Source organism: Variovorax sp. 01N429 (assembly GCF_056399425.1).
In genome coordinates this window covers 60,902-85,315 of sequence record NZ_JBFTRG010000016.1, presented here as the reverse complement: position 1 = coordinate 85,315, position 24,414 = coordinate 60,902, and the positions used below count along the sequence as shown (strand labels likewise).

The following is a 24,414-nucleotide window of genomic DNA, read 5'->3' as shown; positions in this document are numbered from 1 at the left end:
ACCGTTTGGTTGAAATCTCAGGGAAGACGATGAGTCGACGAGTCGATCGCCTCGCGCCGGATGCGTTCGCTAGGCGCGCAGTCCGGCCATGGCGAAGGACACCACGTGGCGCCGGTATCCGTCCACGGCCTTTGCATCGCCGAGGTCGCGCGCGAAGATGGACGACAGCGTGAGCCGGTTCGAGAAGTAGAAGTACGACATGCCCGCGACGGAGATGTACAGCTCGACCGGGTCCACGCCGCGCCGGAACACCTTGGCGGCGATACCGCGCTTGAGCGTCTGGGCGATCAAGGCGATCAGCGGCGAGTTGGTCTCGCGAATGGCGCGCGAGTCGCGCACGTGCCGCGCGCCGTGGGCGTTCTCGTGGTTCAGCAGGCCGATGAAATCGGGATGCCGCGCCAGGTAGTCGAACGAAAAGCCGATCAGTGCCGCCATCGCCTCGGCCGGCTTCATATCGCCGAGATTCAGCTCGCGTTCGAGCGAACGGATCTCGGTGTAGACCACTTCCAGTGCCGTTCGATAGAGGTCTTCCTTGCTTCCGAAGTAGTAGTAGATGAGCTGCTTGTTGACGCCCGCGCGCGCCGCGATCTCATTGACACGGGCCCCTGCGAGCCCCTTGGCGGCGAACTCGCTGCGTGCCGCGACGAGGATGGCCGTGCGTGCCGCGCTCGAATCGGATTCGGCCTGGTCGGAGGTGGGAGCGGCGCGGCGAGGGGGCATCGGCTGTCAGGTCGGATCGAAGTGCGCGGATTATCCGCGCGCCGGCCAACAAGGAGCGCCATTGCGCCGCCGGTCCAAAAACCGGCTGACCTGTCGATCAGGTCGTCGCTCCGTCGAGCATCTCCAATATCGCCTTGATGGCAGCGCGATATCCACCGGGGCCGAGGCCGGCGATCACGGCCGTTGCCACTGCGGACATGTAGGAGTGGTGGTACATCTCTTCGCGGCGATGGATGTTGGACAGATGGACCTCGATGATTGGACCCGGAAACATCTTGAGCGCGTCCATGATGGCCATCGAAGTGAACGAATAGGCCGCCGGGTTGATGATGATTCCGCTGGCCGTGTCGATGGCTTCGTGAATCCAGTCGATCAACTGCGTCTCGCTGTTGGACTGCTGGAACACCACCGGGACCGCCCCGGCTTCGTCGCGGCACATGGCTTCGATCTCCGCGAGCGTGGTCTTGCCATAGATCGCGGGCTCGCGCTTGCCGAGACGGTTGAGATTCGGACCATTCAGGATGAAGAGCGGTTTCGTCATGGTGAGTACGCTTTCGACGCAGACAGGGAGACAGGCCTACCCCTTGTAGCCCATCAGGCGCGGGAGCCACAGTACCGTTTCGGGGACGAGCGTGAGGATCGCCAGCACGACGATGGCCATGCCGATGAAGGGCGCAGCCTCACGCACCACGACCATCAGCGGCTGCTTGGTCATGTTGGCCACGACAAATAACAGCAAGCCGAACGGCGGGGTCAGCAGGCCGAGCATGATGTTGACCACCACGACCACGCCGAAGTGCACAGGATCGATACCGAGTGCCTTCGCCGCCGGAATCAATATCGGCACGATGATGAGCAGGATGGTGGAACCCTCGAGCAGGCAGCCCAGCGCCAACAGGATCGCATTCACCAGCAGCAGATAGACGAGCGGCGTCAGGTGGAAGGCGCTGATGAACTGCTGCACCGACAGTGGAACTTGCTCGATCGTGACCACGTAGTTGAAGACCAAGGCCCCGGCAATCAGCATGCCGACCGAGGTAGTCGACCGGGCGCTCCCGAGCAACACGTTGTACAGCTGCCGCCATGTCATCGAGCGATAGATGATCGCGGATGCGAGTAGTGCGTAGGCAGCCGCGGCCGCGGCGCCTTCGGTCGGCGTCATGACGCCGCCGTAGATGCCGAACAGCAGCACCACGGGCAACATCAATGCAGGCAACGCGTCAAGGGTGATGCGCGGAATCTCGCGCATCGGCACAGGCGGCTCGACAGGGTAGTTGCGGCGCCTGGCAATGAAGGCGTTGGTGATCATGAAGACCAGGCCCAGCAGAAGCCCCGGGACGACCCCGCCCAGGAAGAGATAGCCGATGGATGTGTCCGACACCAGCGCATAGATCACCATCGGAATCGAAGGCGGAATGATCGGACCGATGACGGCCGCCGACGCGGTAATGGCACCCGCATAGGCGACCGGATAGCCATTGCGCGTCATCATGCCGATGATGACCTTGCCGATGCCCACGGCGTCGGCAATGGCCGAGCCGGACATCCCGGCGAAGATGATGTTGGCCACCACGTTGACGTGGCCGAGGCCACCTCGAAATCGTCCCACGAGCAGGAGGCAGAACTTGAGCAGCCTGTCCGTCAGGCTGCCGCTGTTCATGAGCTCGGCCGCGAGAATGAACAAGGGAACCGCCAGCAGCACATAGCTGTTGAAGAGCCCGTTGAGGATCTGCTCGGCAGCGGTGCCGAGATCGAGCCCCGCAAGGACGAGGTAGAAGATCGAGGCGCCGATCATCGAAAGCCCGATCGGCAGGCCGAGGATGGCCAGCATGACGAGGACGATGATGCACAGGGTGAAGTGGCTGGGCATGCTCATGCCGCGCTGTCCGACATGCTGCCGGCTTCAGGTGGCGCGCCCTTGATGGCCCGCCAGGCAAGCCGGATGTGCTTGAAGATGATGGCCAGCGAGAAGATCACGTAGACGGCGTAGAGGATGTCGAATCGCATGTGCAGGTAGGCGGTGTGCTCGCGCCTCATGAAGGTCACGTAGTTCCAGGTGGCAGGCAGCGATATGACGAAGAGCACGGCGATGGCGATGCTGGACACCGCCGTAAAGGCCCGCTGGGTACCCGGAGAGACCACCCCATAGACGATGTCGAAGCGGATCTCGTCCTGGTCAGAGAGAACGAAAGCCGCGCACCAGAGCACGGCCCACAACCAGCAGAGAACGGTCACCTCGTCGGTCCATCCCAACGGCTGGTTGAGGACATAGCGAAATCCGATCTGGAGCAGAAAAGACACGAACATGAGCGCCATCAGCGCCACGGCAACATCGTTGGCGCGCCTGCGCAGCCACGAACCCGTCGTGCGAAGTCGAGTAAGCATTGTTTGAGTTGATGCCGCACGCCGCGCAGTGCGGCGATGCGGACGTCAAAGGGCGTTGATGCGCTCGAGCGCGCCCTTGGGCCACTCGCTGCCGTACTTGTCGACGTATTTCTTTTGCGCGAAGGTACGGAAGGCGGCTAGGTCCGGGGTGTAGACCTTCTTGCCTTCCTTCTTGAAGTAGTCCTGTACTTCCTTTTCCTGGGCCACGAACTTGGCCGTGTAGTCGTCGATCGCCTTTTCCGCGGCCGCCTGGAATTTCGCCTGCTGCGCCGGCGTCATCGCGTCCCACAGCTTGGTCGTGATCACCATCACGTCATAGCCCAGCACGTGTCCGGTGAGCACGAATTGCGTGGTGACTTCGTCGAACTTCATGAGGCGGCTCGCCACCAGCGGGTTGTCCTGGCCGTCGATCGCGCCCGACTGCAGCGCCGTATAAACCTCGGCGTAGGCCACCGGCGTGGGATTGACGCCGATCGACTCGCCCAGAAACTGCCAGTACTCGCCCGGAGGCATGCGCAGCTTGATCCCTGCGAGATCGGCAGGCGTCTTGATTTCCTTGGTCGGCTTGAGGTTCACGTTGCGCGAACCGAAGTACACCGGCGTGATGACCTGGATGCCAAGCTGGTCGCGCGCCATCTTGATGAACTCGCGACCCACATCGCTCTTGAACGTCTTCTTCAAATGATCGACGTCGCGAAACAGGTACGCCGACGTCATGAGTGACCACGCCGGGATCTGCTTGCTGATGTCGGCCGGCGCGAGATTGCACATCTCGAGATTGCCGCGCTGCAGCGCGACCAGTTCCGCTCCCTGCTTGAACAGCGTGTTGCCCCAGTAGGGCTCGAAGTCGTAGCCGTCTTTGATGGCGGCGGCCAGATTTTTGTAGGCCTCCGTGCGCAGATCCTGCTCGGTGAAGGCGGAACTGAAGCGCAGCTTGGTGCGGTTTTGGGCGAATGCCGAGGGCAGGGCGCCCAGCGCCAACGCCGAGGCGCCGGCTGCGAGCGTCGCACGACGCGAAAAGGTCGAACTCATGAAGTCTCCGTTTATGTGCCCCGAGGGCGACCATTGAGCCGTTGCCGTTCTCGACTGCGATGCGTTCGCGGCGGAGCGGCATTGATATATTATGAAATCGTTGGAGGATTAGCAATGCGTCTGAGGATCAGGGTATTCTCTGATCCCAACGGCGCAGCTGCAACTGAAACCTGTGCTGAACTTCGATCCTTCCAGGAGCGACCCGTGTTGACCGACCTCTCCCTCGATTCCCCAGACAGTGCCACCGCCAGCGGGATTGCCTATCGCCGCATCCGCTCGGACATCGTGCTGGGCCGGTTGACGCCGGGGCGCCGTTTGCCGCTCGAGCGAATGAAAGAGGCTTACGGCGCCAGCGTCGGCACGCTGCGCGAGCTCTTCAACCGCCTTGCCACCGAAGGCTTGCTCGTGGCCGAAGGGGCGCGCGGTTTCCAGGTCAGTGCGGTCTCCTCAGCCGACCTTCGCGATGTGGCATCGATGCGGCTGCTTCTGGAGAGCCACGGAATCAAGGAATCGTTTCAGCGCGGCGACCTGGAGTGGGAAGGCCGCGTGGTCGCGGCCTATCACAAGCTCGCAACCATGGAAAAGAGAATGGCAGCCAACGAGCCTTCTCCTCCGGAAACCTGGCGCCAGTACGACTGGGCGTTTCACGGCTCGCTCATCTCCGCATGTGGCTCCGCCTTGCTGCTGCAGACCTATGCGTCGATCTGCGACAAGTATCTGCGCTATCAGATGATTGCCGCCGTCTTCCGCGGGGAAGAGGCGGCCGACGAGCACCAGATCCTGCTCGAAAGCGCGCTCGCCAGGGACTGGCAGCGCGCGCAACAGGCGCTGATCACTCATGTCGAGGATTGCGTCACGCAAATGGCATCGGTGCTGGACGCCGCCTGAAACAGATACTTGTGAGGACCGCATGACATCTTCTTCCGGTGGCCCGCTGCGCATGGGCATTCTGGGCGCCGCACGCATCGCACGTTTGTTTGTCGAAGCCGTGCGGCCCTCGGCAAAGGTCGTGGTCGCCGCCGTTGCGAGCCGCGACGTGGAGCGCGCTACTGCCTTCGCGCGCGAGTCCGGCATCGGCCGCGTCCATGCCAGCTATGACGCGCTATTTGCCGATGCAGACATCGACGCGGTGTACGTGCCGCTTCCCAACAACCTGCACGCGGAGTGGTCGATCCGGGCCGCCGATGCGGGCAAACACGTCCTGTGCGAGAAGCCGCTCGCTGCCAATGCGGCGCAGGCCCGGGCCATGTTCGCGGCCGCCGAGAAGAACGGCGTGTACCTTGTGGAGGCCTATCCGTATCGGGCTCAGCCGCAAACGCTCAAGGTTCGCGAACTTGTGGCGGCGGGCGCCATCGGCCGCATCCAGCTCATCGAGGCGTCGTTCGGATTTCCTTTGACGGACGCTGCCAACATCCGCATGGACCCGAATCTTGCGGGTGGCGCGCTGATGGACGCTGGTTCTTATCCGGTGAGCTTCGTGCGCACCGTGGCAGGTGCCGCGCCCTCGCGCGTGTCCGCGCTGTCGCGCTGGGGCACTACCGGTGTAGACGTGAGCACAATGGCAACGCTCGAGTATTCGGACGGTCTTCTCGCGCAGATCTCGTGCAGCTTCACCACTGCCCGGCATCGGCATGCGTTCATTGCCGGGGACGCGGGTTCGATCAGCACCACCTACTTCAACGATACCGGGCCCACGTTTCCACCGCTCGTGAATTTGCGCCGAGGCAGCGGATGGGATGCGGCGCACGAAGTGATCGAAACCCAGGCACTCCCCGGCTTCCTGGCAGAAGCGGAGTCGTTTCACGATCTCGTGCGCTTCGGCTGGAGCCAGTGGACCGGCGCCACGCCCGCCGAATCGATCGACATCGCGATGACGCTCGACGCAATTGCGGCCAGCAGTCGCGATGGCGTGCCGGTTGAAGTCGGCCAATAAGCGGAGCAGAACACATGTCGCTTCTGGGCAATGCAGCGCTGGCCATGTGGTGGGACATGGCGCCCGAGATCAAGTCCGAGTTCGAAGACTGGCACTCCCACGAACATTTTCCCGAGCGGCTCGGCGTGCCCGGCTTCCGGCGGGCATCGCGTTGGACGAGTGCCGACGGGGGCGAAGGCATCTTCGTCATGTATGAGCTCACGTCGTACGCGGTCCTTTCATCGACCGCCTACGTCAGTCATCTGAACACGCCATCGCCGTGGTCCTCGCGGATGATGCCGCACCACAGGAACATGGTGCGCAGCCAGTGCCACGTGCTCGAGTCATCGGGCGCCAGCGCCGCACGGCACGCGTTGACATTGCGTGTCTCGCCACTGGAGGGCCGCGCTGACGACCTGCGCACATTCTTTAGGACACTCTCTGCCGTTCTGGTCCAGAAGCCGGGAATCGTGGGCGCCCATCTATTGCGGCATCAGACGCCGCCCGTTGCCGAAACCACCGAGCAGCGCATTCGCAACTCCGCCGATCGCGTGGCTGACTGGGTGTTCGTGGCCGTTGGCTACGACGCGCTGGTCGTGGAGTCGCTGGTCCATGCCGATGTCGGTGTAGCGGCCTTGCGGGCGTCTGGTGCGGCCGAAGGCGCACTGAGCGGTCTCTACACGCTCTCGCATTCGGCAACGGTCGAGGACGTCGCCGGTTTATTGCGCTGATTGCATCAATAGGTCCAAACAATGCAATTCCGCTGATCTGACCTGCGCCGCACACTTGCTCCCCAGAACTGCTGCCGTTTGGCGCAGTCAACAAGGAGACAACAGTGGACGCACAGCGAGACCAGCTGCGATCGTGGATCGGACGCAAAGAGACGTTCGAAGACAGCATCTACCCCACGCCTGTCATTGCCTTGACAGCGACTCTCGACCATCTCTCGACGCCAGTCATTGCGGGTACTCCGCTTCCGCCACTTTGGCATTGGCTCTATTTCCTGCCGATGCATCGCCAGAGCGATATCGGCGCCGATGGCCATGCCAGGCGCGGCGGGTTCCTTCCGCCCGTTCCTCTGCCTCGGCGCATGTGGGCTGGCGGTCAGTTCGAGTTCCGCTCCCCGATTCGAGTGGGCGACCGCGTGGTGCGCACCTCGACGATCGATGACGTCACAACGAAGGAAGGCCGCACCGGCAAGCTCGTGTTCGTGAAAGTGCGTCACGAGGTACGTTGCAACGAGGCGCTCGAGCCGGCGCTCGTGGAATTCCACGACATCGTCTATCGCGAAGCACAGGCTCCGAACGATGTCGTGCCACCACCCCAGGCGGCACCGGCCGATGCCGCCTGGCGCCGCGAGATCGTGCCGGACGATGTGCTGCTGTTCCGCTACTCGGCGCTGACCTTCAATGGCCACCGAATTCACTACGACCGGCAGTATGTGACGCAGGTCGAGGGCTATCCGGGCCTGATCGTGCACGGTCCGCTGATCGCGACCCTGCTGATGGACCTTCTCCGCCGCGAGCTACCGGATGCCGACGTGGAGAGCTTTCGCTTCAAGGCCGTGCGTCCGACTTTCGACCTGAACGCTTTTCAAGTCAGCGGCCAGCCCCAGGCCGACGGCAAAACGATTCGTCTATGGGCCTCGGACCACGAAGGCTGGCTGACGATGAACGCCACCGCAGTGCTGCGCTAACCCTCCCGCCACGTCGTCAAGAGAGACAGACTCATGCAGCCACTCAAAGGCATCACCGTTGTCACACTGGAGCATGCGATTGCCGCTCCCTTCGCTACGCGCCAACTGGCGGACCTTGGCGCCCGCGTTATCAAGATCGAACGCCCCGGATCCGGCGACTTCGCCCGCGGCTACGACGAACGCGTTCGCGGCCTGGCGTCCCATTTTGTCTGGACCAATCGCTCCAAGGAAAGCCTCACGCTGGACGTGAAGCACCCTGATGCGGGAGAGGTGCTCGAACGGCTGATCATGGAAAAGGCCGATGTGGTTGTGCAGAACCTGGCGCCAGGTGCTGCAGCACGCCTCGGACTTGGCTACCGCAAGCTCTCCAGCGCCAAGCCAAGATTGATCGTGTGCGACATCTCCGGCTACGGCGACGACCCGCAAAACCCAGGCCCGTACCGCGACAAGAAAGCCTATGACCTGTTGATCCAGAGCGAGGCCGGTTTCGTCTCCGTCACCGGTACGCCTGAGGAGCCTTGCAAAGCCGGCCCCTCGATCGCAGACATCGCTGCGGGCATGTATGCCTACAGCAGCATCCTCGCGGCGTTGTTGCAGCGCGGCCAGACTGGCAAGGGCCAGCGCATTGACATCTCGATGCTGGAGTCGCTGGCGGAGTGGACCAGCTATCCGCTTTACTACGCCTTCGACGGTGCGGAGCCGCCGCCGCGCACCGGCGCGAGCCACGCGACGATCTATCCGTACGGCCCGTTCCCGGCCGGTGACGGCACCACCGTGATGCTGGGCCTGCAGAACGAGCGTGAATGGGTCAGCTTCTGCGACAAGGTGCTGGAGCAACCCGGACTCGCAAGTGACCCGCGCTTCACGGCGAATTTCAAGCGAGTGGCAGAGCGCGTGGCACTGCGCCAGATCATCGTGGACGCTTTCGAGCCGCTGAGCGGCAGGCAGGTGGTCGAGCGGCTCGAACTTGCACAGATTGCCAATGCGCAGGTCAACACCATGAAGGAAGTCTGGGCCCATCCGCAGCTCGAGGCACGGGGGCGCTGGACCCAGGTGGGCACTGCAATGGGACCGGTACCGGCCATGCTGCCACCCGGCACCTGGGACACAGGGCCCCGCATGGACCCGGTGCCTGCACTCGGCGAGCACACGGACGCAATCCTGGCCGAGCTCGGCTACAGCGCGTCCGAGATCGTCGGGCTGCACACATCCAAAGCCGTCTGAGGTCGCTGTGATGTCCGCCGAATTGCAACCTGCCGCTCGCACCTATCTCTTCGTGCCTGGGACCAGGCCGGAACGTTTCGACAAAGCGCTGGCCAGCGGCGCCGACACGATCGTGTTCGACCTCGAGGACGCTGTGGCCTTTGACGAGAAGGCCCAGGCGCGCGGCGTCATCGCGGCGTGGCTGCAAGCAGCAAAGCCGGCAGAGCGCTCGCGCATCGTGGTGCGCATCAACGACGCTGGCTCTCGCTGGTTCGCTGCCGACCTCGAGGCTCTGCGCGTCATCCCTGGAACCAGCGTGCTCCTTCCCAAGGCCGAGACCGCTGCGCAGATTGGTGAAATCCAGGCTGCGCTGCCCGGTTCCGCTGTCCTCGCCCTCATCGAAAGCGCGCGCGGCGTCTCCGAAGTGAACCGCATCGCGGCCGCCGGTACGCGGCGCCTCGTGTTCGGCACGCTTGATTTCGCCTTGGACCTTGACATTGACATCTCGACGGATAGCGCAGGGCTTTCCTATGCGGCGAGCCGCATTGCGGTGGCGTCGCGCTTGGCTGGCCTGCCTGCGCCGGTAGCAGGCGTCACCCCCCAGCTCGACGACGAGCGGCGGCTGCTGTCCGACCTTGCCGAGGCGCGACGGTTTGGCTTCGGTGCCAAGCTGTGCATTCACCCACGCCAGGTTCTGCCGGTCCACGCGGGGCTGCGTCCGAGCGCGGAGGCGCTGGACTGGGCCCGGCGGGTGCTGGTCGCCGATGCCGCATCTCCCGGCGTTGCGCGGCTTGACGGACGCATGGTCGACCGGCCCGTCGTCCTTCAAGCGCAACGCACGCTCGCGCTGGCCCGCGACTGACAGACCTGATCAACAACATCCACATCAGAAAGAGACAACAGCATGGCCTCCACCATCATCGATTCGCGCATCTTTGGCGACATGTTCAGCGACGCACGCATGCGCGACGTGTGGTCCGACGAGAACCGCACCGCGAAGTACCTCGACATCGAGCGGGCTCTCGCGAAGGTCCAGGGCGAGCTCGGCATCATTCCCAAGGAAGCAGCCGACGAGATCGTCCGCAATTGCAACCTGTCGCAGATCGACTGGCCCAAGCTGAAGGCCAAGACCGAGCAGATCGGCTATCCCATCATTGCCGTGGTCAACCAGATCAATGCGAACTGCCGGGACAAGCTCGGCGAGTATTGCCATTGGGGCGCCACCACACAGGACATCACCGACACGGCCGCCGTGCTGCAGATGCGCGAAGGGCTCGCACTCGTCGAAGCAGATCTTGATGAGATCGGGGAAGCACTTGCCGCGCTGGCGAAGAGGTACCGCGACACGCCTGTCATCGGCCGCTCCAATCTCCAGCAGGCGACGCCGATCACCTTCGGCTACAAGATGGCCAGCATCCTGGCCGGTGTCGATCGTCATCGTGAACGCCTACGGCAACTCAAGCCTCGCGTCCTGATGGGCGAATTCGGGGGTGCATCGGGAACCTTGTCCTCGCTGGAGAAGGGCGCCATGGAAACCCAGACTGCGCTGATGAAGGAGTTGGGCCTGGCGCAGCCCTTGATCTCGTGGCACACGGTGCGCGACACCATCGCGGAAGTGGGGGCCTTCCTCGGCCTGGTCGGCGGCTCGCTTGGCAAGATCGCCATGGACGTCAAGCTGATGATGCAGACCGAAGTGGCCGAAGTCTTCGAGCCGTTCGCGCCGGGCCGCGGCTCGTCGTCGACCATGCCGCAGAAGCGCAACCCCATCTCCTGCCTCTATATTCACGCCAACATTTCTGTTGCGCGCCAGCATGCGGCGGCGCTGATGGATGCAATGGTGGCGGACCACGAACGCTCGACCGGGCCATGGGAAATCGAGTGGGTGTCGCTTCCCGAGATCTTCTGCCTGATTTCAGGGGCATTGAAACAGACCAAGTTCGTCCTGAAGGGGCTTGAGGTCGACACGACTCGCATGCGCGCCAATATCGACATGACAAACGGTCTCGTGATGTCAGAAGCCGTGATGATGGGGCTTGGCCCGTACATCGGCCGTGAATATGCCCACGATCTGGTGTACGACTTGTGCCGCCAGGCACTCGCCGACAACCGTCCGCTGATCGAGATCCTGGTCGACCACCCGGAGATCCGCAAGCACGTCTCGCGTGCCCAACTCAATGCAATGTGTGACCCGGCCAACAACCTCGGCCAAGCCGGTGTCATGGTCGATCGCGTGCTCAGCGCGCGGCGCTGAGACCGTTCAGTCCGCCGCTTCAATCCAGCCGGCGCAGACCGGTATGCATTCGTGCGCCTTTCAAACCGGAGACAACGTCGTGAACACCCGAAAACTCTTGAAGCTTCTCTATGTGCAGGTCCTGATCGGCCTGATCCTCGGCATCACCGTAGGCCACTATTGGCCGGATTTCGGCGCCAGCCTCAAGCCGATCGGCGACGGTTTCGTCAAGCTGGTGAAGATGATGATTGCGCCGGTGGTGTTCTGCACGATCGTCACCGGCATCACCTCGCTGGGTGATTCAAAGGAAATCGGCAAGACGCTTCTGAAGGCCATGGGTCTGTTCTATGCCCTGACGATCCTCGCGTTGATCACCGGTCTCGTCACCGTCTTGGTCATGCAACCAGGCGCCGGCATGCACATCGATCCAAAGAACCTGGATGCCTCGGTGGCGACACGGTTCGCGAATGAAATTCACATCCATGGCTTTACCGACTTCGTGCTTCACATCATCCCCAATGCCTTCTTCGGTGCGTTCGCCGACGGCGAGGTATTGCCGGTGCTGTTGCTGGCCGTGTTGTGCGGCTTCGGCCTGACCCGCATCGGAACGGCAGCCAAGCCGGTGCTCGAAGGCATCGACGGCTTCTCGCACATGCTTTTCGCGGCGTTCGGCATCATCATGCGACTGGCACCGTTCGGCGCTTTTGGGGCGATGGCCTTCACCGTCGGCCGCTACGGCATCAAGTCGATCGGTTCGCTCGGGTTGCTGATCGGCACTTTCTATGTGGCCTGCATCTTCTTCGTCGTTGTGGTGCTGGGGGTACTGTCGCGTCTGCACGGTTTCAGACTGTGGCAGCTGATGCGCTACATCAAGGAAGAACTGCTGGTCGTGCTCGGCACCTCCTCGAGTGAACCGGTGCTCCCCCGTCTCCTGCTCAAGCTTGAACGGCTGGGTTGCAAGAAGGGCGTGGTCGGGCTGGTGCTGCCGACAGGCTATTCGTTCAATCTCGACGGAACGGCCATCTATCTCACGCTGGCGTCGATGTTCATCGCCCAAGCCTGCGATATCCATCTGTCATGGGGCCAGATCGCATCGATGCTGGGGATCATGCTGCTGACCTCCAAGGGCGCGGCAGGCGTGACCGGCAGCGGCTTCGTCGCGCTGGTGGCCACGCTCACCGTCATGCCCGAACTGCCGGTTGCCGGGGTGGCGCTGATCGTGGGCATCGATCGCTTCATGTCCGAGGCGCGCGCACTCACCAGCACCATCAGCAACGCCGTGTGCTGCGTCGTGGTTTCGATCTGGGAGAACGCCTGCGACAGGGAGGTGCTAAGGCGCGAATTGGCCGCCAACTACGGCGATACCGAGCACGAACTCGAAGGGGGCTCCGTGGACTTGCCAGTGCCGCTCGGGAACACCGGCGCTGCGCACTGACATCCGTCCGAGCCCTGGGCACGGCCCGTTCCTGATCGTCAACTCACCGCGCGGCGGCCTTCCGGCTTGCCGCGCTTTGCTTTCATCCCGGAGAAGAAGGCATAGAGTTGCTGCGCTGCCGGCGACAAAGTCCGGCCTTTGCGCCGGATGAGGCCGATCTTGCGGGTGATCACCGGGTCATGAAGCGGAATGCTCACCAGCAACGGGTGGTCCGCGTCCGGCATCGCGATCGAGGGCACCGCAGCCACGCCGAGTCCCGCTTCCACAAGGCCGAGCATCGTCGTGACGTGCTGAGTCTCGTAGATGCTCTGCGGACGGCCAGGCAGCCCGGAAAGGGCCTGATCCAGCAGCAGCCGGTTGCCCGACGCCTTGCTCACCGAGATGTAGTCGTATTGCGCCAGTTCGGTCCAGCTCACACGGCGCTTTCCGGCAAGCGGATGGTCGCGCCTGCAAGCGGCTACGAAACGCTCTTCCAGCAAGGGCTTGAACTCGATGTCCGGCTCCTCGCCGCCGACGAAGTTCAGCCCGAAGTCGGCCTCGCCCCGCGAAACGGCCGAGAGCACTTCGTTGGCGCTCGCATCGAAGACCCTCACCCGGATCTTGGGGTATCGCTCGTGGTAGCGCGAAATCACCTGCGACAGGAAGTAATAGACGGTCGAAGGCACGCAGGCGATCGTCACCTCGCCCATTCGGGTGGCCGCCACGCCGCGGATGCCCAGGAGCGTGTGGTCAAGGTCGTCCAGGAGTTGCTGGACTTTTCGATCGAAGTCGCGCCCCACTGAGGTCAGGCTCACGCGCCGGGTGGTGCGATCGAGCAGTCGCACGCCCAGCGCCTCCTCGAGCTTTTCGATGCGTCGACTGAAGGCCGGCTGCGATACATGCAGCGCCTCGGCAGCCTTGCGAAAGCTGTTGAGCTCGGCCACGGCCCGGAATGCTTGCAGGTCGTTGAGATTGAAGTTGATGGGCATGACGGAAAGCTCCTGAGCAACATCACTGATCCACAGTTTGCATCAATCGATCATCAACATGCAATTCACAGAAGCCTGCGAAGAGCGGACCATTCGATCCAGGTCCACCGGAGCAGACAAATTGAACACCCAGAAGATTCGCGGGATTGCCGCGGTTGCGTTGGCGGCATCCTTGGCTTGTGGCAGCGCGGCAGCGGCCTTTCCTGAAAAGTCGCTCACGCTCATCGTCCCGACTGCGCCAGGGGGCGCCAACGACGCCATGGCACGCGTCATCGGGCAAGCCATGTCCGCGATCCTCAAGCAGCCCGTCATCGTCGACAACAAAGCTGGCGCCAACGGTGCGATCGCCAGTGAATATGTGATGCGTGCGGCGCCTGACGGCTACACACTCATGCTGGGCTATATCGCCACGCATGCAATGAACCCGGCGCTGCAAAAGCTGCGCTACGACCCTTCCAAGGACTTCGAACCCGTCGGCATGGTCGGGTCGTCGGCCACGGTGATGGTGCTCAATCCAACTGTCAAGGCAGGCAATGCGAAGGAAGTCGTGGCGATGCTGAAGGCTGCGCCGGACAAGACCAGCTACGCATCCGCGGGCAATGGCACCGCGCCGCACTTTGCGGCCGAGATGTTCAAGCTTTCGACCGGCACCAGCATGCTGCACGTGCCCTACAAGGGATCCGCGCCGGCGATTACCGACACCATGGGTGGCCAGACGCAAATCATGTTTCCAAGCCTCTTTACGGCGATGCCCTATGTCAAGGCCGGCAAGTTGAGGGCTGTGGGCGTGGCAGGGCCCAGGCGCTCGGCGCTCATGCCCGACCTGCCAACCCTGCAGGAGCAGGGCATCGCGGACGTCGACGTCTCTCAGTGGTACGGCATCTTCGCGCCGGCCAAGACGCCGAAGGCGGTGATCGAGCAGCTCAACAAGGTGCTCAATGAAGCACTTGCCGACAAGAGCGTGGTCAAGCGCCTGGAGGACCACGGTGCCGAAGTCTCGACCATGACGACCGACCAGATGCGCACCTACGTCGCGCAGGAGCAGATCAAGTGGAAGAAGGTGGTTCAGGCCGCCAAGATCACCGCAGATTGAGATGAACAGGTCTATCCCTTGCGTGCTGATGCGCGCCGGTACTTCACGGGGTCCATTCTTCCTGCGCGAATGGCTGCCGGACGGCGACGAGGCCCGTGATCAGGCGCTGATCGGCGCCATCGGCGCGTCGGACCCGTTGCAGCTCGACGGCGTGGGCGGCGGCAGCACGCTCAACAGCAAGGTCGCCATCGTGTCGCGTTCGTCTCAGCCGGGCTGCGACATCGACTATTTGTTCGCGCAGGTAGGCGTCGGCCATCGTTCCATCGACACCCGGCCGAATTGCGGGAACATGCTATCTGGCGTCGCGCCTTTCGCGATCGAACAGGGGTTGATTCCTGCGACGAACGGCACCACCAGCGTTCGGGTCTACAACGTCAACACCAGATCGCGCATCGACGTGACGGTGCGAACGCCCGGCGGCCGCGTCACTTACGAAGGCGACGCGCGCATCGATGGGGTGGCCGGCACGTCGGCGCCGATCCTGCTCAACTTTCTCGACGCGTGGGGGGCGGTCACGGGGCAGGTCTTCCCGACCGGCCGGCGCATCGACACGATCGGCGGTATGGAGGTGACGTGCATCGATGCCGCCATGCCGCTGATGATCGTGCGCGCCGGCGATCTCGGTCTCACCGGGCGCGAGAAGCCTGCGGCGCTCGATGCGGACGCGACCCTGCTCGAGCGCCTGGAGACCCTTCGGCTGGAGGCCGGGCGCAGGATGGGTCTGGGCGACGTATCCAACAGCGTCATTCCAAAGCCGGTCCTGGTGAGCGCTGGCGAATTGAAAGACAGCATCACCTCGCGCTACTTCACTCCGCGCAAATGCCATTCATCACATGCCGTGACCGGAGCGATCGGAGTGGCGAGCGCGTTTGCGCTGCCGGGGACAGTCGCGAGCGGGCCAGCGCGCGAACCGGGGCTCCACAAGCTGGTCGTATTGCATCCTGCGGGACAGATCGACGTCGAAGTCGAGTTGAGGGGCAGCGGCGGTGCCGCGCGCGTGGAACGCGCGGCCCTGGTCCGCACGGCGCGAAAGATCATGCAAGGCGAACTGCATCTACCCGACTATGTGTTCTCCCGTCCTGAAGCACGAGACGCGGAGTCGTGCGACTTCCCGCACAAGGCTCTGACCATCATCGTGCCGACCCGCGCTGGTGGGGGCAACGACACCATGGCTCGCATCATCGCGGCCAAGCTGGCCCCGCTGCTCGGCCAGCAGGTGCTGGTTGACAACCGGGCCGGGGCGAATGGCGCCATCGCCAGCGAATACGTGGTGCGCTCTGCGCCCGACGGACATACGCTGATGTTTGGCTACGTCGGTACGCACGCGATGAACCCGGCCCTGCAAAGCTTGGGCTACGACCCGGTCAGCGATTTCGAGCCGGTCGGGCTGATCGGTTCTTCGCCGACCTTGATGGTCACTCATCCTGATCTGGATGCTGCCGACCTGCACGCGATCGTCGCCAGGCTCAAGGGCGCACCGCGCTGTTTCAGCTACGCATCCGCCGGCGAAGGGACGCCGCCGCACTTTGCCGCCGAACTGTTTCAGCTCAGCACCGGGACGAGCATGGACAGTGAAACATACGAGGGAGCGGCGCCTGCGATTGCTGACACAGTCATGGCTCGAACGCAGATCATGTTCCCCAGCTTGTTCACCGCATATCCGTTCATCCGTGCGGGCCAGCTGCGCGCGTTGGCAGTGGCAGGACCGAAGCGTCTGAAGGCGCTTCCTTCGGTGCCGACACTCGCAGAGATGGGCGTAGCGGGGGTCGATGTCGTGCAATGGTATGGACTGTTCGCGCCAGCCGGTACACCGGCCGCAGCCATCGATCGCCTCAACAAGGCGCTGAACGATGTGCTTGTCGATCCAGAGGTCGTCGAACGCTTCGAAAGCCACGGCGCGCGCCCCGAACCCGGGAGTGCCAACGCGCTTGCACAAAGGATGAAGGAGGATCTGGACCGTTGGCGCCGAGTCGTCGCTCAGGCAGAGATTGCACCGAAAGAGTCGCGCCCACTCGATCTTGATTGACGCGTGGGTCCCAGCGGCTTGGTGCCAGCGTGACGAAGGCCCTCATCGTCTGTGGCGCAGGCGTCGGGCGGCTTACGTGCGAGCCACGCCCACGCCCAGCCCGCCATCGACCATCAGCGCGTGCGCGTTGACGTAGCTCGATTCATGAGAGATCAGGAACAGACAGCTGTATGCCACTTCCCAGCCGGTGCCCTGGCGGCCGAAAGGCACGGCCGCCGCGCGGCTCGGCCGGCGCCGTGAGGCGTCGCGGCCCATGGGGGTATCCATGAGGCCCGGCAGCACTGCGTTGCAGCGGATGCCCTTGGGCTCGCCAGCTACCGCGATGGAGCGCGCGAGCGCCACCTGCGCTGCCTTCGATGACTCGTAGGCCGGATTGCGCCCGGTGTTGCGCACCGCTGCCAGCGAGGACATCAGGACGATGGACGAGCCCGGCGACATCACCTCCAGCGCCGCTTGACTGAACAGCATGTGACTGCGCACGTTGACCGCGTACTCCTCGTCCCATGTAGCAGCAGATTGGTTGGCGAGCGGCAGCGCGCGAGAGATGCCGACGTTGAGCACCATCCCGTCGAGTCCGCCCAGGCGCTCGGTGCAGCGCCGCACCAGCGGGGCGATCGCGGCGGCATCGCGCACATCGGCCACTTCGGCGAAGGCCCTGCCGCCTTCGCGTTCGACCAGTTCGCAGGTCCGGTCCACCGCGGGCTGCGACATGTCCACGCAGGCCACACTCGCGCCTTCGCGTGCGAACAGCAGCGAGATCGCACGGCCGTTGCCCACCGGCGGGTCTTCTTCGGGAATGTCGCGCTGGCCGGCGCCGATCACAAGCACGCGACGGCCCTGCAGCCGGCCGCGGCCGGGCGCCCGGCCCAGCGCTTCTTCGTGCATCTGAAGGGCGGGTGCGAGTTCCTGGGGAGCGAGGTTCATGGTTCTGGGAGCTGTTGTTGTCGGAAAGAGCAAAGGGTGGATGCCCGGCGGGCGGTGCGGTTCACTCGATCGTGCCGGGTGGTTCGATGTCGACCTCGAAGTTCTCGAGAAATCGGCTGACCAGCATGTAAAAGCCGATGACCAGCGTGAGCTCCGCGACGATGCCCGGCGAAAGCCGCTGGCACAGCGCCTCGAACATCGCGTCGGGCGCCTTCACATGCAGCAGCACCTGATCGGTGTAGGCAAGCACCATCTTCTCGGTCTCGTCCAGCGCGGCGGTGTTGGCATCTTTTTCGAGCGCTGCAATCTTGTCTTCTGCGAGTCCCACGCGGCGGGCGACTCGCTTGTGCTGGTGCACCTCGTAGGTCGCGCCACTCAGGATCCCCACGCGGAGGATCGCAATCTCGCGCAGCCTGGAGTCGAGCTTGTTGTCGCGCAGGATCGCACCGCCGAGAGCGAGGAAGCCCTCCGCAGCCTTGCCCGCGTGCGGGAGCATTCGGTAGAGGTTGAGCGGCGGGCGCGAAGTGATGAGGCGCGTGTACGACTCGGGAGCCTGCGCGAGGTCGAAGTAGGGAATGCGGGCCATGTGTCTCGTGAAGTGGTTGGAGGGAATGAAGGAATGCCCGGCCCCGCGTTGCGGGCGCCGGCCGGTCACACTGCTCGAGGCAGATCGCCCGCATGCGGCGTTTGCCGCCTCAACGGGTTTCTCCGACAGTGCTCGCGATCAATGATTTGTAGAGCGCCACTTCGTCGGTCAACATCTTCTGGATTGCGGGCAGGTCATCCATCATCGGTTCTGATCCGTTCGCGCGGAGCGATGCCGGGTACTCGTGACCATTCAACACGCGACGGACCGCTGCCTTGAGCTTCTCGGTGACGGGAGCGGGTGTTTCGCTGCGGACCAGAAAGATGTCCCAGCTGTAGTAGGAGAACTCGGGAAAGCCGCTTTCGGCCACCGTCGGTACGTCGGGATAGTTCGGATGCCGCGATGTGCCGGTCACTGCGAGCGGGCGGATCTTGCCAGCCTTGATGAGCTCCTGTGTTGCCGTGGCGTCGCCATAGGCGATGTCGACACGCCCGGCAGCAAGATCTGGCAGGGCGACCGGATATCCCTTGTACGGCACGTTCTGCAGCTTGATGCCGGCCATGTTGGCGAGCCGCTGCGACGTCAGGTAGTAGCCATCCGAGTAGGTGGCAATGGTGAGCGGATTGGGCCTGGTTTTCGCGACCTCGGCCAAGGCACGCATCGAGGTGATTTTCGAGTCGGGCGGCACGGTGAAGATGGCCGGCGCGCGCAGCATGCCTCCTATCGGCTTGAAGTCCTTGAACGGGTCGTAGGGCAATGTTTTGCCGAAGGCGACGGGGATGGTCATTCCTGAGGAACTCCCCACCAGCAAGGTATAGCCATCGGCCGGCGCCATTTTGACGCCCGAGAAAGCAATCACCCCGTTGGCGCCGGGACGGTTGTCCACCACCACCGGCTGGCCGATTTCCCTGGAAAGCGCATCGGCAAAATTGCGTGTGCTGGTATCCAAGCCGTTGCCGGCCGGAAACATCAAGATGATTTTGAGCGGTCGATCCGGAAATCCCGACTCTTGCGCCGCAGCGCCAGCACTCGTCAAGAGCGCAGCGCCTGCGGTCGCGGCCATTGCGAGAACCGCCATTTGTCGACGAGTTCCGATAAAGGTGATGTTCACTGGTCTTCTCTCCTTCGCTTTCAGGCCATAGGCCTAGACACTGTCTCCCTGAGTAAAAAAAAGGGCGGCTTGACTGTCGCGTTGTCTCCTGAGGCGAAAACCAGGCCCTCTCACATGCGCGCGAGGTACTCCTCGTAGCCCGGCTCGAGTTCAACGTCCATCGTCTGCAGGAAGCGACTCACGCAGACGTAGAAGCTCGCAGTCAGCACCAACTCCACGACGGCCGCATCGTCGAAGCCGCAAGCCTTGAGCTGCACTACCGTGGCCTCGGAGGCCGAGGGGCCACGAGTGACCTCCTCGGCGAGCTGAAGCACGGCGCGCTCGCAGGCATCGAAGAGGTCGGAGGCGCGCCAGTTCGCGAGCGCATCGATCTGCGCATCGCTCACGCCGGCGGCGATGGCCATCGGCAGATGGTGCGCCCATTCGTAGGCGGTGCCGGCGACCTGTGCGCCACGCAGAATCAGCAGTTCACGCACGGGGCGCGAAGTCTTGGCGTTCAGGCGCAGCGGCCAAGCGAAATCAAGCCAGGCACGAAACATCTCCGGCGCAGTGCCAAGCACGCGGTACAGATGGGGCATGTGGAAGTCGGGCCCGCGCGCCGCGCGTACCTGATCGAACAGGGCTTTCGCGGCGGGGTCTTCGGGATGATCGGGAAGCAGGGGAACGCGAGGCATGGCGTGTTCTTTCGAAATGGCTCAGGCGGCCTTTGCTTCGGGCTTCGGGTCGGGCTTGAGGCCCGGCGAGGGCGCGTTGCCCGCGGTGGTGCCAGCGTCCACCGGCAGGATCACGCCCGTCACCCAGCGAGCCTCGTCGCTCGCAAGGTAGGCCACGGCATGGCCTACATCCCACCCAGAGCCCTCTGTCTGCAGCAATGAGCGCTTGCGGCGCTGTTCGCGCACCTCGGGGGTCATGCGCCCTGCGACCATCGGCGTGTAGACCATGCCCGGCGCCACACAGTTGACGCGGATGCCCTCGACGCCGTGGTGTGCGGCCATGGCGCGGGTCATGTTGACCACCGCCCCCTTCGAGGTCGGATAGAGCAGGGCCGGTGTGCCGCCGATCAGCCCGGCAACCGAGGCGATGTTGACGATGGCGCCGCTGCCGACCTTGCGCATCTCGGGGATGGCGTACTTGGCCATGAGCATCATTGAAGTGACGTTGACGCGCAATGCGCGGTCCCACTCCTCGACGTCGAGGTCGACCGCGGTGCCGGCCGGCCCGCCGATGCCGACGTTGTTGACGAGGATGTCGAGGCGCCCCCAGGCCTCGACCGCGGTGGCCACCGCCTGGCGGCACTGCGCGGCGTCCGACACGTCGCATGCCGCGGCGAGGGCTATGCCACCGCCGGTCGAGATCATGCGTTCGGTCTCGCGGGCGGCCTCCAGCTGCATGTCGAGCAGCAGCACCCGAGCGCCACGGCGTGCGAGCAGGATGGCCGCGGCACGGCCATTGCCAATCTCGGCGGTGCGCGAGCCAGCGCCAGTCACGATGGCGACACGCCCTTCGAGGCTGCTGCTCGCCGCTTGGGAATGGGTCGTTGAGGAAGGAATGGATGAGATGGTGTTCACGGCGAGGGCACCCGGCCGATCAGTGGGCGCAATGGATGAATGACGTCCCGCAGCTTAGGACCGCATCTGAGTACAAGGAACAGTGTTTCTCCTAGGGTGAAACGTTTCATCAAGAGGTGTATGGCCGATATGATCGGCGCTCGCGCGCGCGACCGTGAGGCGAGTAGAACGAGTGGAGAGCGCGAAGGCGCGCTCAGTTCGGCATGCTTTTGCGGCGCTTCGATGGCTGGGCCGGGGCCGGCCCGCACGAGCCGCGCAGCACGAACTGCGTGGGCACGATCACGCGTCGCGGTGGCGCGTCTGTCATTTCGCGCATGCGCTCGAGCAGCATCCTTGCGCCGTCTTCCACAACGAGATCGAGGTTGATCGTCACGCTGCTGATAGGCGGGCGGTGGCTGCGCGCGAAGTCCGGGTCGCCCATGGTGACGAGCGAGATGTCCTGCGGAATGCGCAAGCCTTGCGCCGCGATGGCGTTCAGCACGTCAGCGAGCACGCTTGTGCCAAGCGTGACGAGGGCCGTCGGACGCACCCGGCCCTCGAGCAGCCGGGTGACCTCCTCGAAGGCCGGGCTGGTCGAGGTCGCAAGGCGCACCAGGTGCTCAGGCCGCGTCTCCAGGCCGTTCGCCTTGAGCCCTGCCTTGAAGCCCTCGATGCGCCGGCGCATCGGTCGGTTCTGCGTGCCAGCGACCAGCAGGCCGATGTCGCGGTGGCCAAGGCTCGCGAGGTGCCGCACTGCTTCCCTCATGCCGCGCCCATGGTCGAACAGCAGCTGGTCCTGCTCGACGTCCATGTCGCGGTCGAGGATCACCACGGGCATGCCCAGCTTCTCGACCGCCTCCAGAATCGCGGGATCGCGTTCATTGCCCGGCGCGATGAGCGCACCGTCCATGCGTCGGCTCTTGAACATCGAGAGGATCTCGAGCTCACGTTGCGGATCGTTCAGGCTGTTGGCCAACAGCACCATGTAGCCGGCCTTGCGCAGCTTGGCCTCGAAGCTGCCGTAGAGTCTGGCGTACAGCGGGTTGGAGACGTCGGTGAGCATGCACCCCACCGTGCTCGAACTGCGCGAGCGCAGCGTCTTCGCCGCATGGTTGACCTGATAGTCGAGCTCGCGCATTGCGCGCTCGACGCACTGGCGCACCTCGGGGCTGACGTTCTCGACGTTGTTGATCACCCGCGAGACGCTGCCGAGCGACACGCCCGCGAGCGTGGCCACATCCTTGATGCTCGCCTTGCCGGCCTTGGGGTTCATATCGTGTGAGCTCTTTCCCGAAGCGCGAGATTCTATGCAAGACGAAGCTGAGCGCGGTGCCGAGCGCCGCCTTGGGCGATCCTCAGCGAACGATGCGAGAACTGTCGCGCACGACAAGGCGGCAGGGCACGACGTGCAGTTGCCGCGGTATGGGCTCCCTTTGCGGGCCTTGCGCCATCAACTCGAGCACCAGGCGCGCGGCTTTCATGCCGATCTCGTAGGGCGCGGGACGCATGGTGGTGAGGGCGGGGTGCAGGTGCGCCGCAATGGGTGCATCGCCAAAGCCCGAAACGGCGCAATCGCCGGGCAATTGGAGGCCCAGCGAAGGCGCCTGCAGAATTGCGCCGGCAGCCATGCTGTCGTTCGCGAACACGATGGCTTGCGCGCGCGTTCGCCGAGGTTCCTGCTGAAGGCGGCGCATCACCTCCGCGCCCGCTTCGAATTCATCGGCTGCTTCGGTGGTCGTGACGATGTCGATCTTCAGGCCGGCGTCGCGCATCGCCGCCGCATATCCCATCGCGCGTTGCTGCGCGCGAAAGTCCTGTGACACGGGCCGCATCGCGAAACGGATGCGTTTGGCGCCTTGTTCGATGAAGTGCCGCGCGAGCTCCACCCCCACCTGATCATGCGGAAAGCCGACCTGATGAAACGGCCGCCCCGGCACGACGCCCCAGGTCTCGACGACCGGCGCACGCACTGCGCGCAGCAGCGCTTCGGTGTCGGGTGTGTGGTCGTCGCGCGTGACGATGAGCGCGCTTGGGTGCCAACCCGCGAAGGCGCGAACGGCACGTTCCTCGAGCTGCTGCGAGTAGTCCGTGTTGGCCAGCAGCAGTTGCAGGCCCGCGGTGTCGAAACCGTCGGTCATGCCGCGCACAAGGTCGGCAAAGGTCGTGCTCGCGGTGTTCTGCATCACCGCGCCTACCACGCGCGCCTGGCCCGAGGCGAGCCGGCCTGCCACCTGGCTGGGGACATAGCCCGTGGCCGCGATCACCTCGCGCAGCCGCTCCCGGACCGCCTGCGACACCTTGTCGGGCGCATTGAAATAGCGCGACACAGTGATCGACGACACGCCGGCCAGAGCCGCTACATCGTGGATCGTGTGCGTGACCAGCTTGCGCCGCGGCGCGCGCACGCGCGGCTCTTCCGAGGCGCGGGCGGGGAGGGGTTTCTTGAGGGTTCGAGGCATTGACGGGGAGCGCGGTGAACTATACATTCGAGCGAAATGTTATCGGTAACATCATCCGCGGCAAAAACGCTGCGGACTGAGCCATCGCTCTATTACTGGACGGAGACACAAGACATGAAAGTTCGCTTGGCCCTCGCAGCCTCGCTCGCATTCGCATCGGCGCTCTCGGCTCACGCCGAGGGCACCTTTCCCGACCATCCGCTGACGCTGCTCGTGCCGTACCCCGCAGGCGGCGTGGCCGACCAGATCGCGCGCCCGCTTGCGCAGGCGCTGTCGCAGCGGCTGGGCCAGCCCGTGGTCATCGACAACCGTGCAGGGGCCAACGGCAACATCGGCTCGGCCTGGGTGGCGCGCACTCAGCCGGCCGACGGCTACACCATGCTGCTGGGCTCCACCAGCACCCTCACGGTGAACCCCGCGCTCTACAAGTCGGTGGGTTACGACGTGCTCAAGGACCTGCAGCCCGTCACGCTCACGCACCAGATGCCCAATGTGCTGGTGGTCGGCGCGGCCACCCCTTACAAAAGCGTGGCCGATGTGATCGTGGCCGCGAAGAAGAAACCCGGCGACCTTGTCTTCGGCTCGGCCGGCAATGGCAACACCATGCATCTCACGGGCGTGGAGTTCCAGGACAAGGCCGGCGTGAAGCTCACGCACGTGCCCTACAAGGGCGGCCCGCCCGCGCTCAACGACGTGCTCGCGGGGCAGATCCCGATGATGTTCCACAACCTGCCGGCGGTGGTCTCGTACAAGAAGGCGGGCAGCGTGCGCGTGCTCGCGGTGGCCGACACCAAGCGCTCGCCCGTCATGCCCGACGTGCCCACCTTCGCGGAGGCCGGCGTCCCGGGTGTGGTGAATATCGTGTGGAACGGCATCCTCGTGCGCAGCGGCACGCCCGCGCCGGTGGTGGAGCGCCTGAACAAGGAGTTGCGCGCCATCCTGCAGTCGCCCGAATTCCGCAAGCCCCTGGAGGCACAGGGCTACGAGGTGCTGTCGTCCACGCCACAGGAGATGGGCGCGCTGATCGCCAAGGACACCCCCGCCATGGCCGCCGTGGTCAAGCAGGCCGACATCAAGATCGACTGAA

The 24,414-nt window shown here is 64.1% G+C and carries 24 protein-coding genes; 11 read left to right on the top strand and 13 right to left on the bottom strand.

The annotated features are described in order from the left end of the window. Positions 1-69: 69 nt before the first annotated feature. The 5 genes from AC1DSF_RS23915 to dctP form a co-directional block, all read right to left on the bottom strand. Positions 70-720 (bottom strand): TetR/AcrR family transcriptional regulator, encoded by a 651-nt coding sequence (locus AC1DSF_RS23915; RefSeq protein WP_478144994.1) that lies wholly within the window; start codon positions 718-720, stop codon positions 70-72. Between the two features lie 97 nt (positions 721-817). Beyond that, positions 818-1,261 (bottom strand): type II 3-dehydroquinate dehydratase, encoded by a 444-nt coding sequence (aroQ, locus tag AC1DSF_RS23910; RefSeq protein ID WP_478183538.1) that lies wholly within the window; start codon positions 1,259-1,261, stop codon positions 818-820. Positions 1,262-1,297: 36 nt separating this feature from the next. After that, positions 1,298-2,596: a TRAP transporter large permease gene (locus AC1DSF_RS23905; RefSeq protein WP_478127948.1), complete on the bottom strand. Its 1,299-nt coding sequence runs from the start codon at positions 2,594-2,596 to the stop codon at positions 1,298-1,300. Further along, a complete protein-coding gene (locus AC1DSF_RS23900) occupies positions 2,593-3,105 on the bottom strand; it encodes a TRAP transporter small permease (RefSeq protein WP_478144992.1) in 513 nt (170 codons plus the stop codon). The genes AC1DSF_RS23905 and AC1DSF_RS23900 overlap by 4 nt, the downstream gene beginning before the upstream one ends. Positions 3,106-3,150: 45 nt before the next feature. Continuing rightward, the gene (gene dctP, locus AC1DSF_RS23895) at positions 3,151-4,137 is read right to left on the bottom strand and encodes a TRAP transporter substrate-binding protein DctP (RefSeq protein WP_478183537.1); all 987 of its coding nucleotides are present in this window, start codon (positions 4,135-4,137) and stop codon (positions 3,151-3,153) included. A 204-nt stretch (positions 4,138-4,341) separates the two neighbouring features. Here dctP and AC1DSF_RS23890 point away from each other — a divergent pair, with 204 nt between their 5' ends. From AC1DSF_RS23890 to dctA, 8 genes are all read left to right on the top strand, one after another. Then, positions 4,342-5,025 (top strand): GntR family transcriptional regulator, encoded by a 684-nt coding sequence (locus tag AC1DSF_RS23890; RefSeq protein ID WP_478127951.1) that lies wholly within the window; start codon positions 4,342-4,344, stop codon positions 5,023-5,025. A 22-nt stretch (positions 5,026-5,047) separates the two neighbouring features. Further along, positions 5,048-6,070, top strand: a complete 1,023-nt coding sequence (locus AC1DSF_RS23885; RefSeq protein ID WP_478183536.1) for a Gfo/Idh/MocA family protein — start codon at positions 5,048-5,050, stop codon at positions 6,068-6,070. Between the two features lie 14 nt (positions 6,071-6,084). Beyond that, positions 6,085-6,780 (top strand): hypothetical protein, encoded by a 696-nt coding sequence (locus AC1DSF_RS23880; RefSeq protein ID WP_478183535.1) that lies wholly within the window; start codon positions 6,085-6,087, stop codon positions 6,778-6,780. A gap of 104 nt (positions 6,781-6,884) precedes the next feature. Then, on the top strand, positions 6,885-7,745 hold the full coding sequence (locus tag AC1DSF_RS23875) for an HTD2 family dehydratase (RefSeq protein WP_478183534.1): 861 nt from the start codon (positions 6,885-6,887) through the stop codon (positions 7,743-7,745). Positions 7,746-7,778: 33 nt separating this feature from the next. Beyond that, positions 7,779-8,969, top strand: a complete 1,191-nt coding sequence (locus AC1DSF_RS23870) for a CaiB/BaiF CoA transferase family protein (RefSeq protein ID WP_478183533.1) — start codon at positions 7,779-7,781, stop codon at positions 8,967-8,969. A 10-nt stretch (positions 8,970-8,979) separates the two neighbouring features. Beyond that, positions 8,980-9,810, top strand: coding sequence for an HpcH/HpaI aldolase/citrate lyase family protein (locus AC1DSF_RS23865; RefSeq protein ID WP_478183532.1), 831 nt, complete (start codon positions 8,980-8,982; stop codon positions 9,808-9,810). A 42-nt stretch (positions 9,811-9,852) separates the two neighbouring features. Beyond that, positions 9,853-11,199, top strand: a complete 1,347-nt coding sequence (locus AC1DSF_RS23860) for a class-II fumarase/aspartase family protein (RefSeq protein WP_478127957.1) — start codon at positions 9,853-9,855, stop codon at positions 11,197-11,199. A 79-nt stretch (positions 11,200-11,278) separates the two neighbouring features. Then, positions 11,279-12,613 carry a C4-dicarboxylate transporter DctA gene (gene dctA, locus AC1DSF_RS23855; RefSeq protein WP_478127958.1) on the top strand — a complete coding sequence of 445 codons (1,335 nt, stop codon included), beginning with the start codon at positions 11,279-11,281 and terminating at the stop codon, positions 12,611-12,613. Positions 12,614-12,651: 38 nt separating this feature from the next. Here dctA and AC1DSF_RS23850 read toward each other — a convergent pair whose 3' ends face one another. Continuing rightward, positions 12,652-13,581, bottom strand: a complete 930-nt coding sequence (locus tag AC1DSF_RS23850) for a LysR family transcriptional regulator (protein ID WP_478127959.1) — start codon at positions 13,579-13,581, stop codon at positions 12,652-12,654. Positions 13,582-13,702: 121 nt separating this feature from the next. On the opposite strand from AC1DSF_RS23850, the gene AC1DSF_RS23845 reads away from it, so the two are divergent. Then, entirely contained in the window at positions 13,703-14,674 is a 972-nt protein-coding gene (locus AC1DSF_RS23845; protein ID WP_478127960.1) for a Bug family tripartite tricarboxylate transporter substrate binding protein, read from the top strand. A 1-nt stretch (position 14,675) separates the two neighbouring features. Beyond that, positions 14,676-16,700 (top strand): 4-oxalomesaconate tautomerase, encoded by a 2,025-nt coding sequence (locus tag AC1DSF_RS23840; RefSeq protein ID WP_478183531.1) that lies wholly within the window; start codon positions 14,676-14,678, stop codon positions 16,698-16,700. Between the two features lie 72 nt (positions 16,701-16,772). Here the strand turns inward: AC1DSF_RS23840 and AC1DSF_RS23835 are convergent, their stop codons facing one another. The 7 genes from AC1DSF_RS23835 to AC1DSF_RS23805 all read right to left on the bottom strand — a co-directional run bounded on the left by AC1DSF_RS23835 (position 16,773) and on the right by AC1DSF_RS23805 (position 23,327). After that, complete coding sequence (locus tag AC1DSF_RS23835) at positions 16,773-17,624, bottom strand: SDR family NAD(P)-dependent oxidoreductase (RefSeq protein WP_478144984.1); 852 nt, start codon at positions 17,622-17,624, stop codon at positions 16,773-16,775. Positions 17,625-17,685: 61 nt separating this feature from the next. After that, the gene (locus tag AC1DSF_RS23830) at positions 17,686-18,210 is read right to left on the bottom strand and encodes a carboxymuconolactone decarboxylase family protein (RefSeq protein ID WP_478183530.1); all 525 of its coding nucleotides are present in this window, start codon (positions 18,208-18,210) and stop codon (positions 17,686-17,688) included. 109 nt (positions 18,211-18,319) lie between these two features. Next, positions 18,320-19,321 carry a Bug family tripartite tricarboxylate transporter substrate binding protein gene (locus tag AC1DSF_RS23825; RefSeq protein ID WP_478183529.1) on the bottom strand — a complete coding sequence of 334 codons (1,002 nt, stop codon included), beginning with the start codon at positions 19,319-19,321 and terminating at the stop codon, positions 18,320-18,322. A gap of 110 nt (positions 19,322-19,431) precedes the next feature. Next, a complete protein-coding gene (locus AC1DSF_RS23820) occupies positions 19,432-19,995 on the bottom strand; it encodes a carboxymuconolactone decarboxylase family protein (RefSeq protein ID WP_478144981.1) in 564 nt (187 codons plus the stop codon). A 21-nt stretch (positions 19,996-20,016) separates the two neighbouring features. Next, a complete protein-coding gene (locus AC1DSF_RS23815; RefSeq protein WP_478183528.1) occupies positions 20,017-20,889 on the bottom strand; it encodes an SDR family NAD(P)-dependent oxidoreductase in 873 nt (290 codons plus the stop codon). Between the two features lie 193 nt (positions 20,890-21,082). Next, a complete protein-coding gene (locus tag AC1DSF_RS23810) occupies positions 21,083-22,141 on the bottom strand; it encodes a LacI family DNA-binding transcriptional regulator (protein WP_478127967.1) in 1,059 nt (352 codons plus the stop codon). Between the two features lie 82 nt (positions 22,142-22,223). Then, positions 22,224-23,327: a LacI family DNA-binding transcriptional regulator gene (locus AC1DSF_RS23805; protein ID WP_478183527.1), complete on the bottom strand. Its 1,104-nt coding sequence runs from the start codon at positions 23,325-23,327 to the stop codon at positions 22,224-22,226. 114 nt (positions 23,328-23,441) lie between these two features. Between AC1DSF_RS23805 and AC1DSF_RS23800 the strand changes: the two genes are divergently transcribed. Beyond that, positions 23,442-24,413 (top strand): Bug family tripartite tricarboxylate transporter substrate binding protein, encoded by a 972-nt coding sequence (locus AC1DSF_RS23800; RefSeq protein ID WP_478144978.1) that lies wholly within the window; start codon positions 23,442-23,444, stop codon positions 24,411-24,413. The last annotated feature ends 1 nt before the right edge of the window (position 24,414 follow it).

What these genes read in the sequence shown, in the direction of transcription:
- AC1DSF_RS23835 (WP_478144984.1), bottom strand. Translation starts at nt 17,624, where the DNA reads ATGAACCTCGCTCCCCAGGAACTCGCACCCGCCCTTCAGATGCACGAA.
- aroQ (WP_478183538.1), bottom strand. Translation starts at nt 1,261, where the DNA reads ATGACGAAACCGCTCTTCATCCTGAATGGTCCGAATCTCAACCGTCTC.
- AC1DSF_RS23885 (WP_478183536.1), top strand. Translation starts at nt 5,048, where the DNA reads ATGACATCTTCTTCCGGTGGCCCGCTGCGCATGGGCATTCTGGGCGCC.
- AC1DSF_RS23805 (WP_478183527.1), bottom strand. Translation starts at nt 23,327, where the DNA reads ATGCCTCGAACCCTCAAGAAACCCCTCCCCGCCCGCGCCTCGGAAGAG.
- AC1DSF_RS23905 (WP_478127948.1), bottom strand. Translation starts at nt 2,596, where the DNA reads ATGAGCATGCCCAGCCACTTCACCCTGTGCATCATCGTCCTCGTCATG.
- AC1DSF_RS23830 (WP_478183530.1), bottom strand. Translation starts at nt 18,210, where the DNA reads ATGGCCCGCATTCCCTACTTCGACCTCGCGCAGGCTCCCGAGTCGTAC.
- AC1DSF_RS23800 (WP_478144978.1), top strand. Translation starts at nt 23,442, where the DNA reads ATGAAAGTTCGCTTGGCCCTCGCAGCCTCGCTCGCATTCGCATCGGCG.
- AC1DSF_RS23860 (WP_478127957.1), top strand. Translation starts at nt 9,853, where the DNA reads ATGGCCTCCACCATCATCGATTCGCGCATCTTTGGCGACATGTTCAGC.
- AC1DSF_RS23865 (WP_478183532.1), top strand. Translation starts at nt 8,980, where the DNA reads ATGTCCGCCGAATTGCAACCTGCCGCTCGCACCTATCTCTTCGTGCCT.
- dctP (WP_478183537.1), bottom strand. Translation starts at nt 4,137, where the DNA reads ATGAGTTCGACCTTTTCGCGTCGTGCGACGCTCGCAGCCGGCGCCTCG.
- AC1DSF_RS23900 (WP_478144992.1), bottom strand. Translation starts at nt 3,105, where the DNA reads ATGCTTACTCGACTTCGCACGACGGGTTCGTGGCTGCGCAGGCGCGCC.
- AC1DSF_RS23850 (WP_478127959.1), bottom strand. Translation starts at nt 13,581, where the DNA reads ATGCCCATCAACTTCAATCTCAACGACCTGCAAGCATTCCGGGCCGTG.
- AC1DSF_RS23810 (WP_478127967.1), bottom strand. Translation starts at nt 22,141, where the DNA reads ATGAACCCCAAGGCCGGCAAGGCGAGCATCAAGGATGTGGCCACGCTC.
- AC1DSF_RS23880 (WP_478183535.1), top strand. Translation starts at nt 6,085, where the DNA reads ATGTCGCTTCTGGGCAATGCAGCGCTGGCCATGTGGTGGGACATGGCG.
- AC1DSF_RS23840 (WP_478183531.1), top strand. Translation starts at nt 14,676, where the DNA reads ATGAACAGGTCTATCCCTTGCGTGCTGATGCGCGCCGGTACTTCACGG.
- AC1DSF_RS23870 (WP_478183533.1), top strand. Translation starts at nt 7,779, where the DNA reads ATGCAGCCACTCAAAGGCATCACCGTTGTCACACTGGAGCATGCGATT.
- AC1DSF_RS23820 (WP_478144981.1), bottom strand. Translation starts at nt 19,995, where the DNA reads ATGCCTCGCGTTCCCCTGCTTCCCGATCATCCCGAAGACCCCGCCGCG.
- AC1DSF_RS23915 (WP_478144994.1), bottom strand. Translation starts at nt 720, where the DNA reads ATGCCCCCTCGCCGCGCCGCTCCCACCTCCGACCAGGCCGAATCCGAT.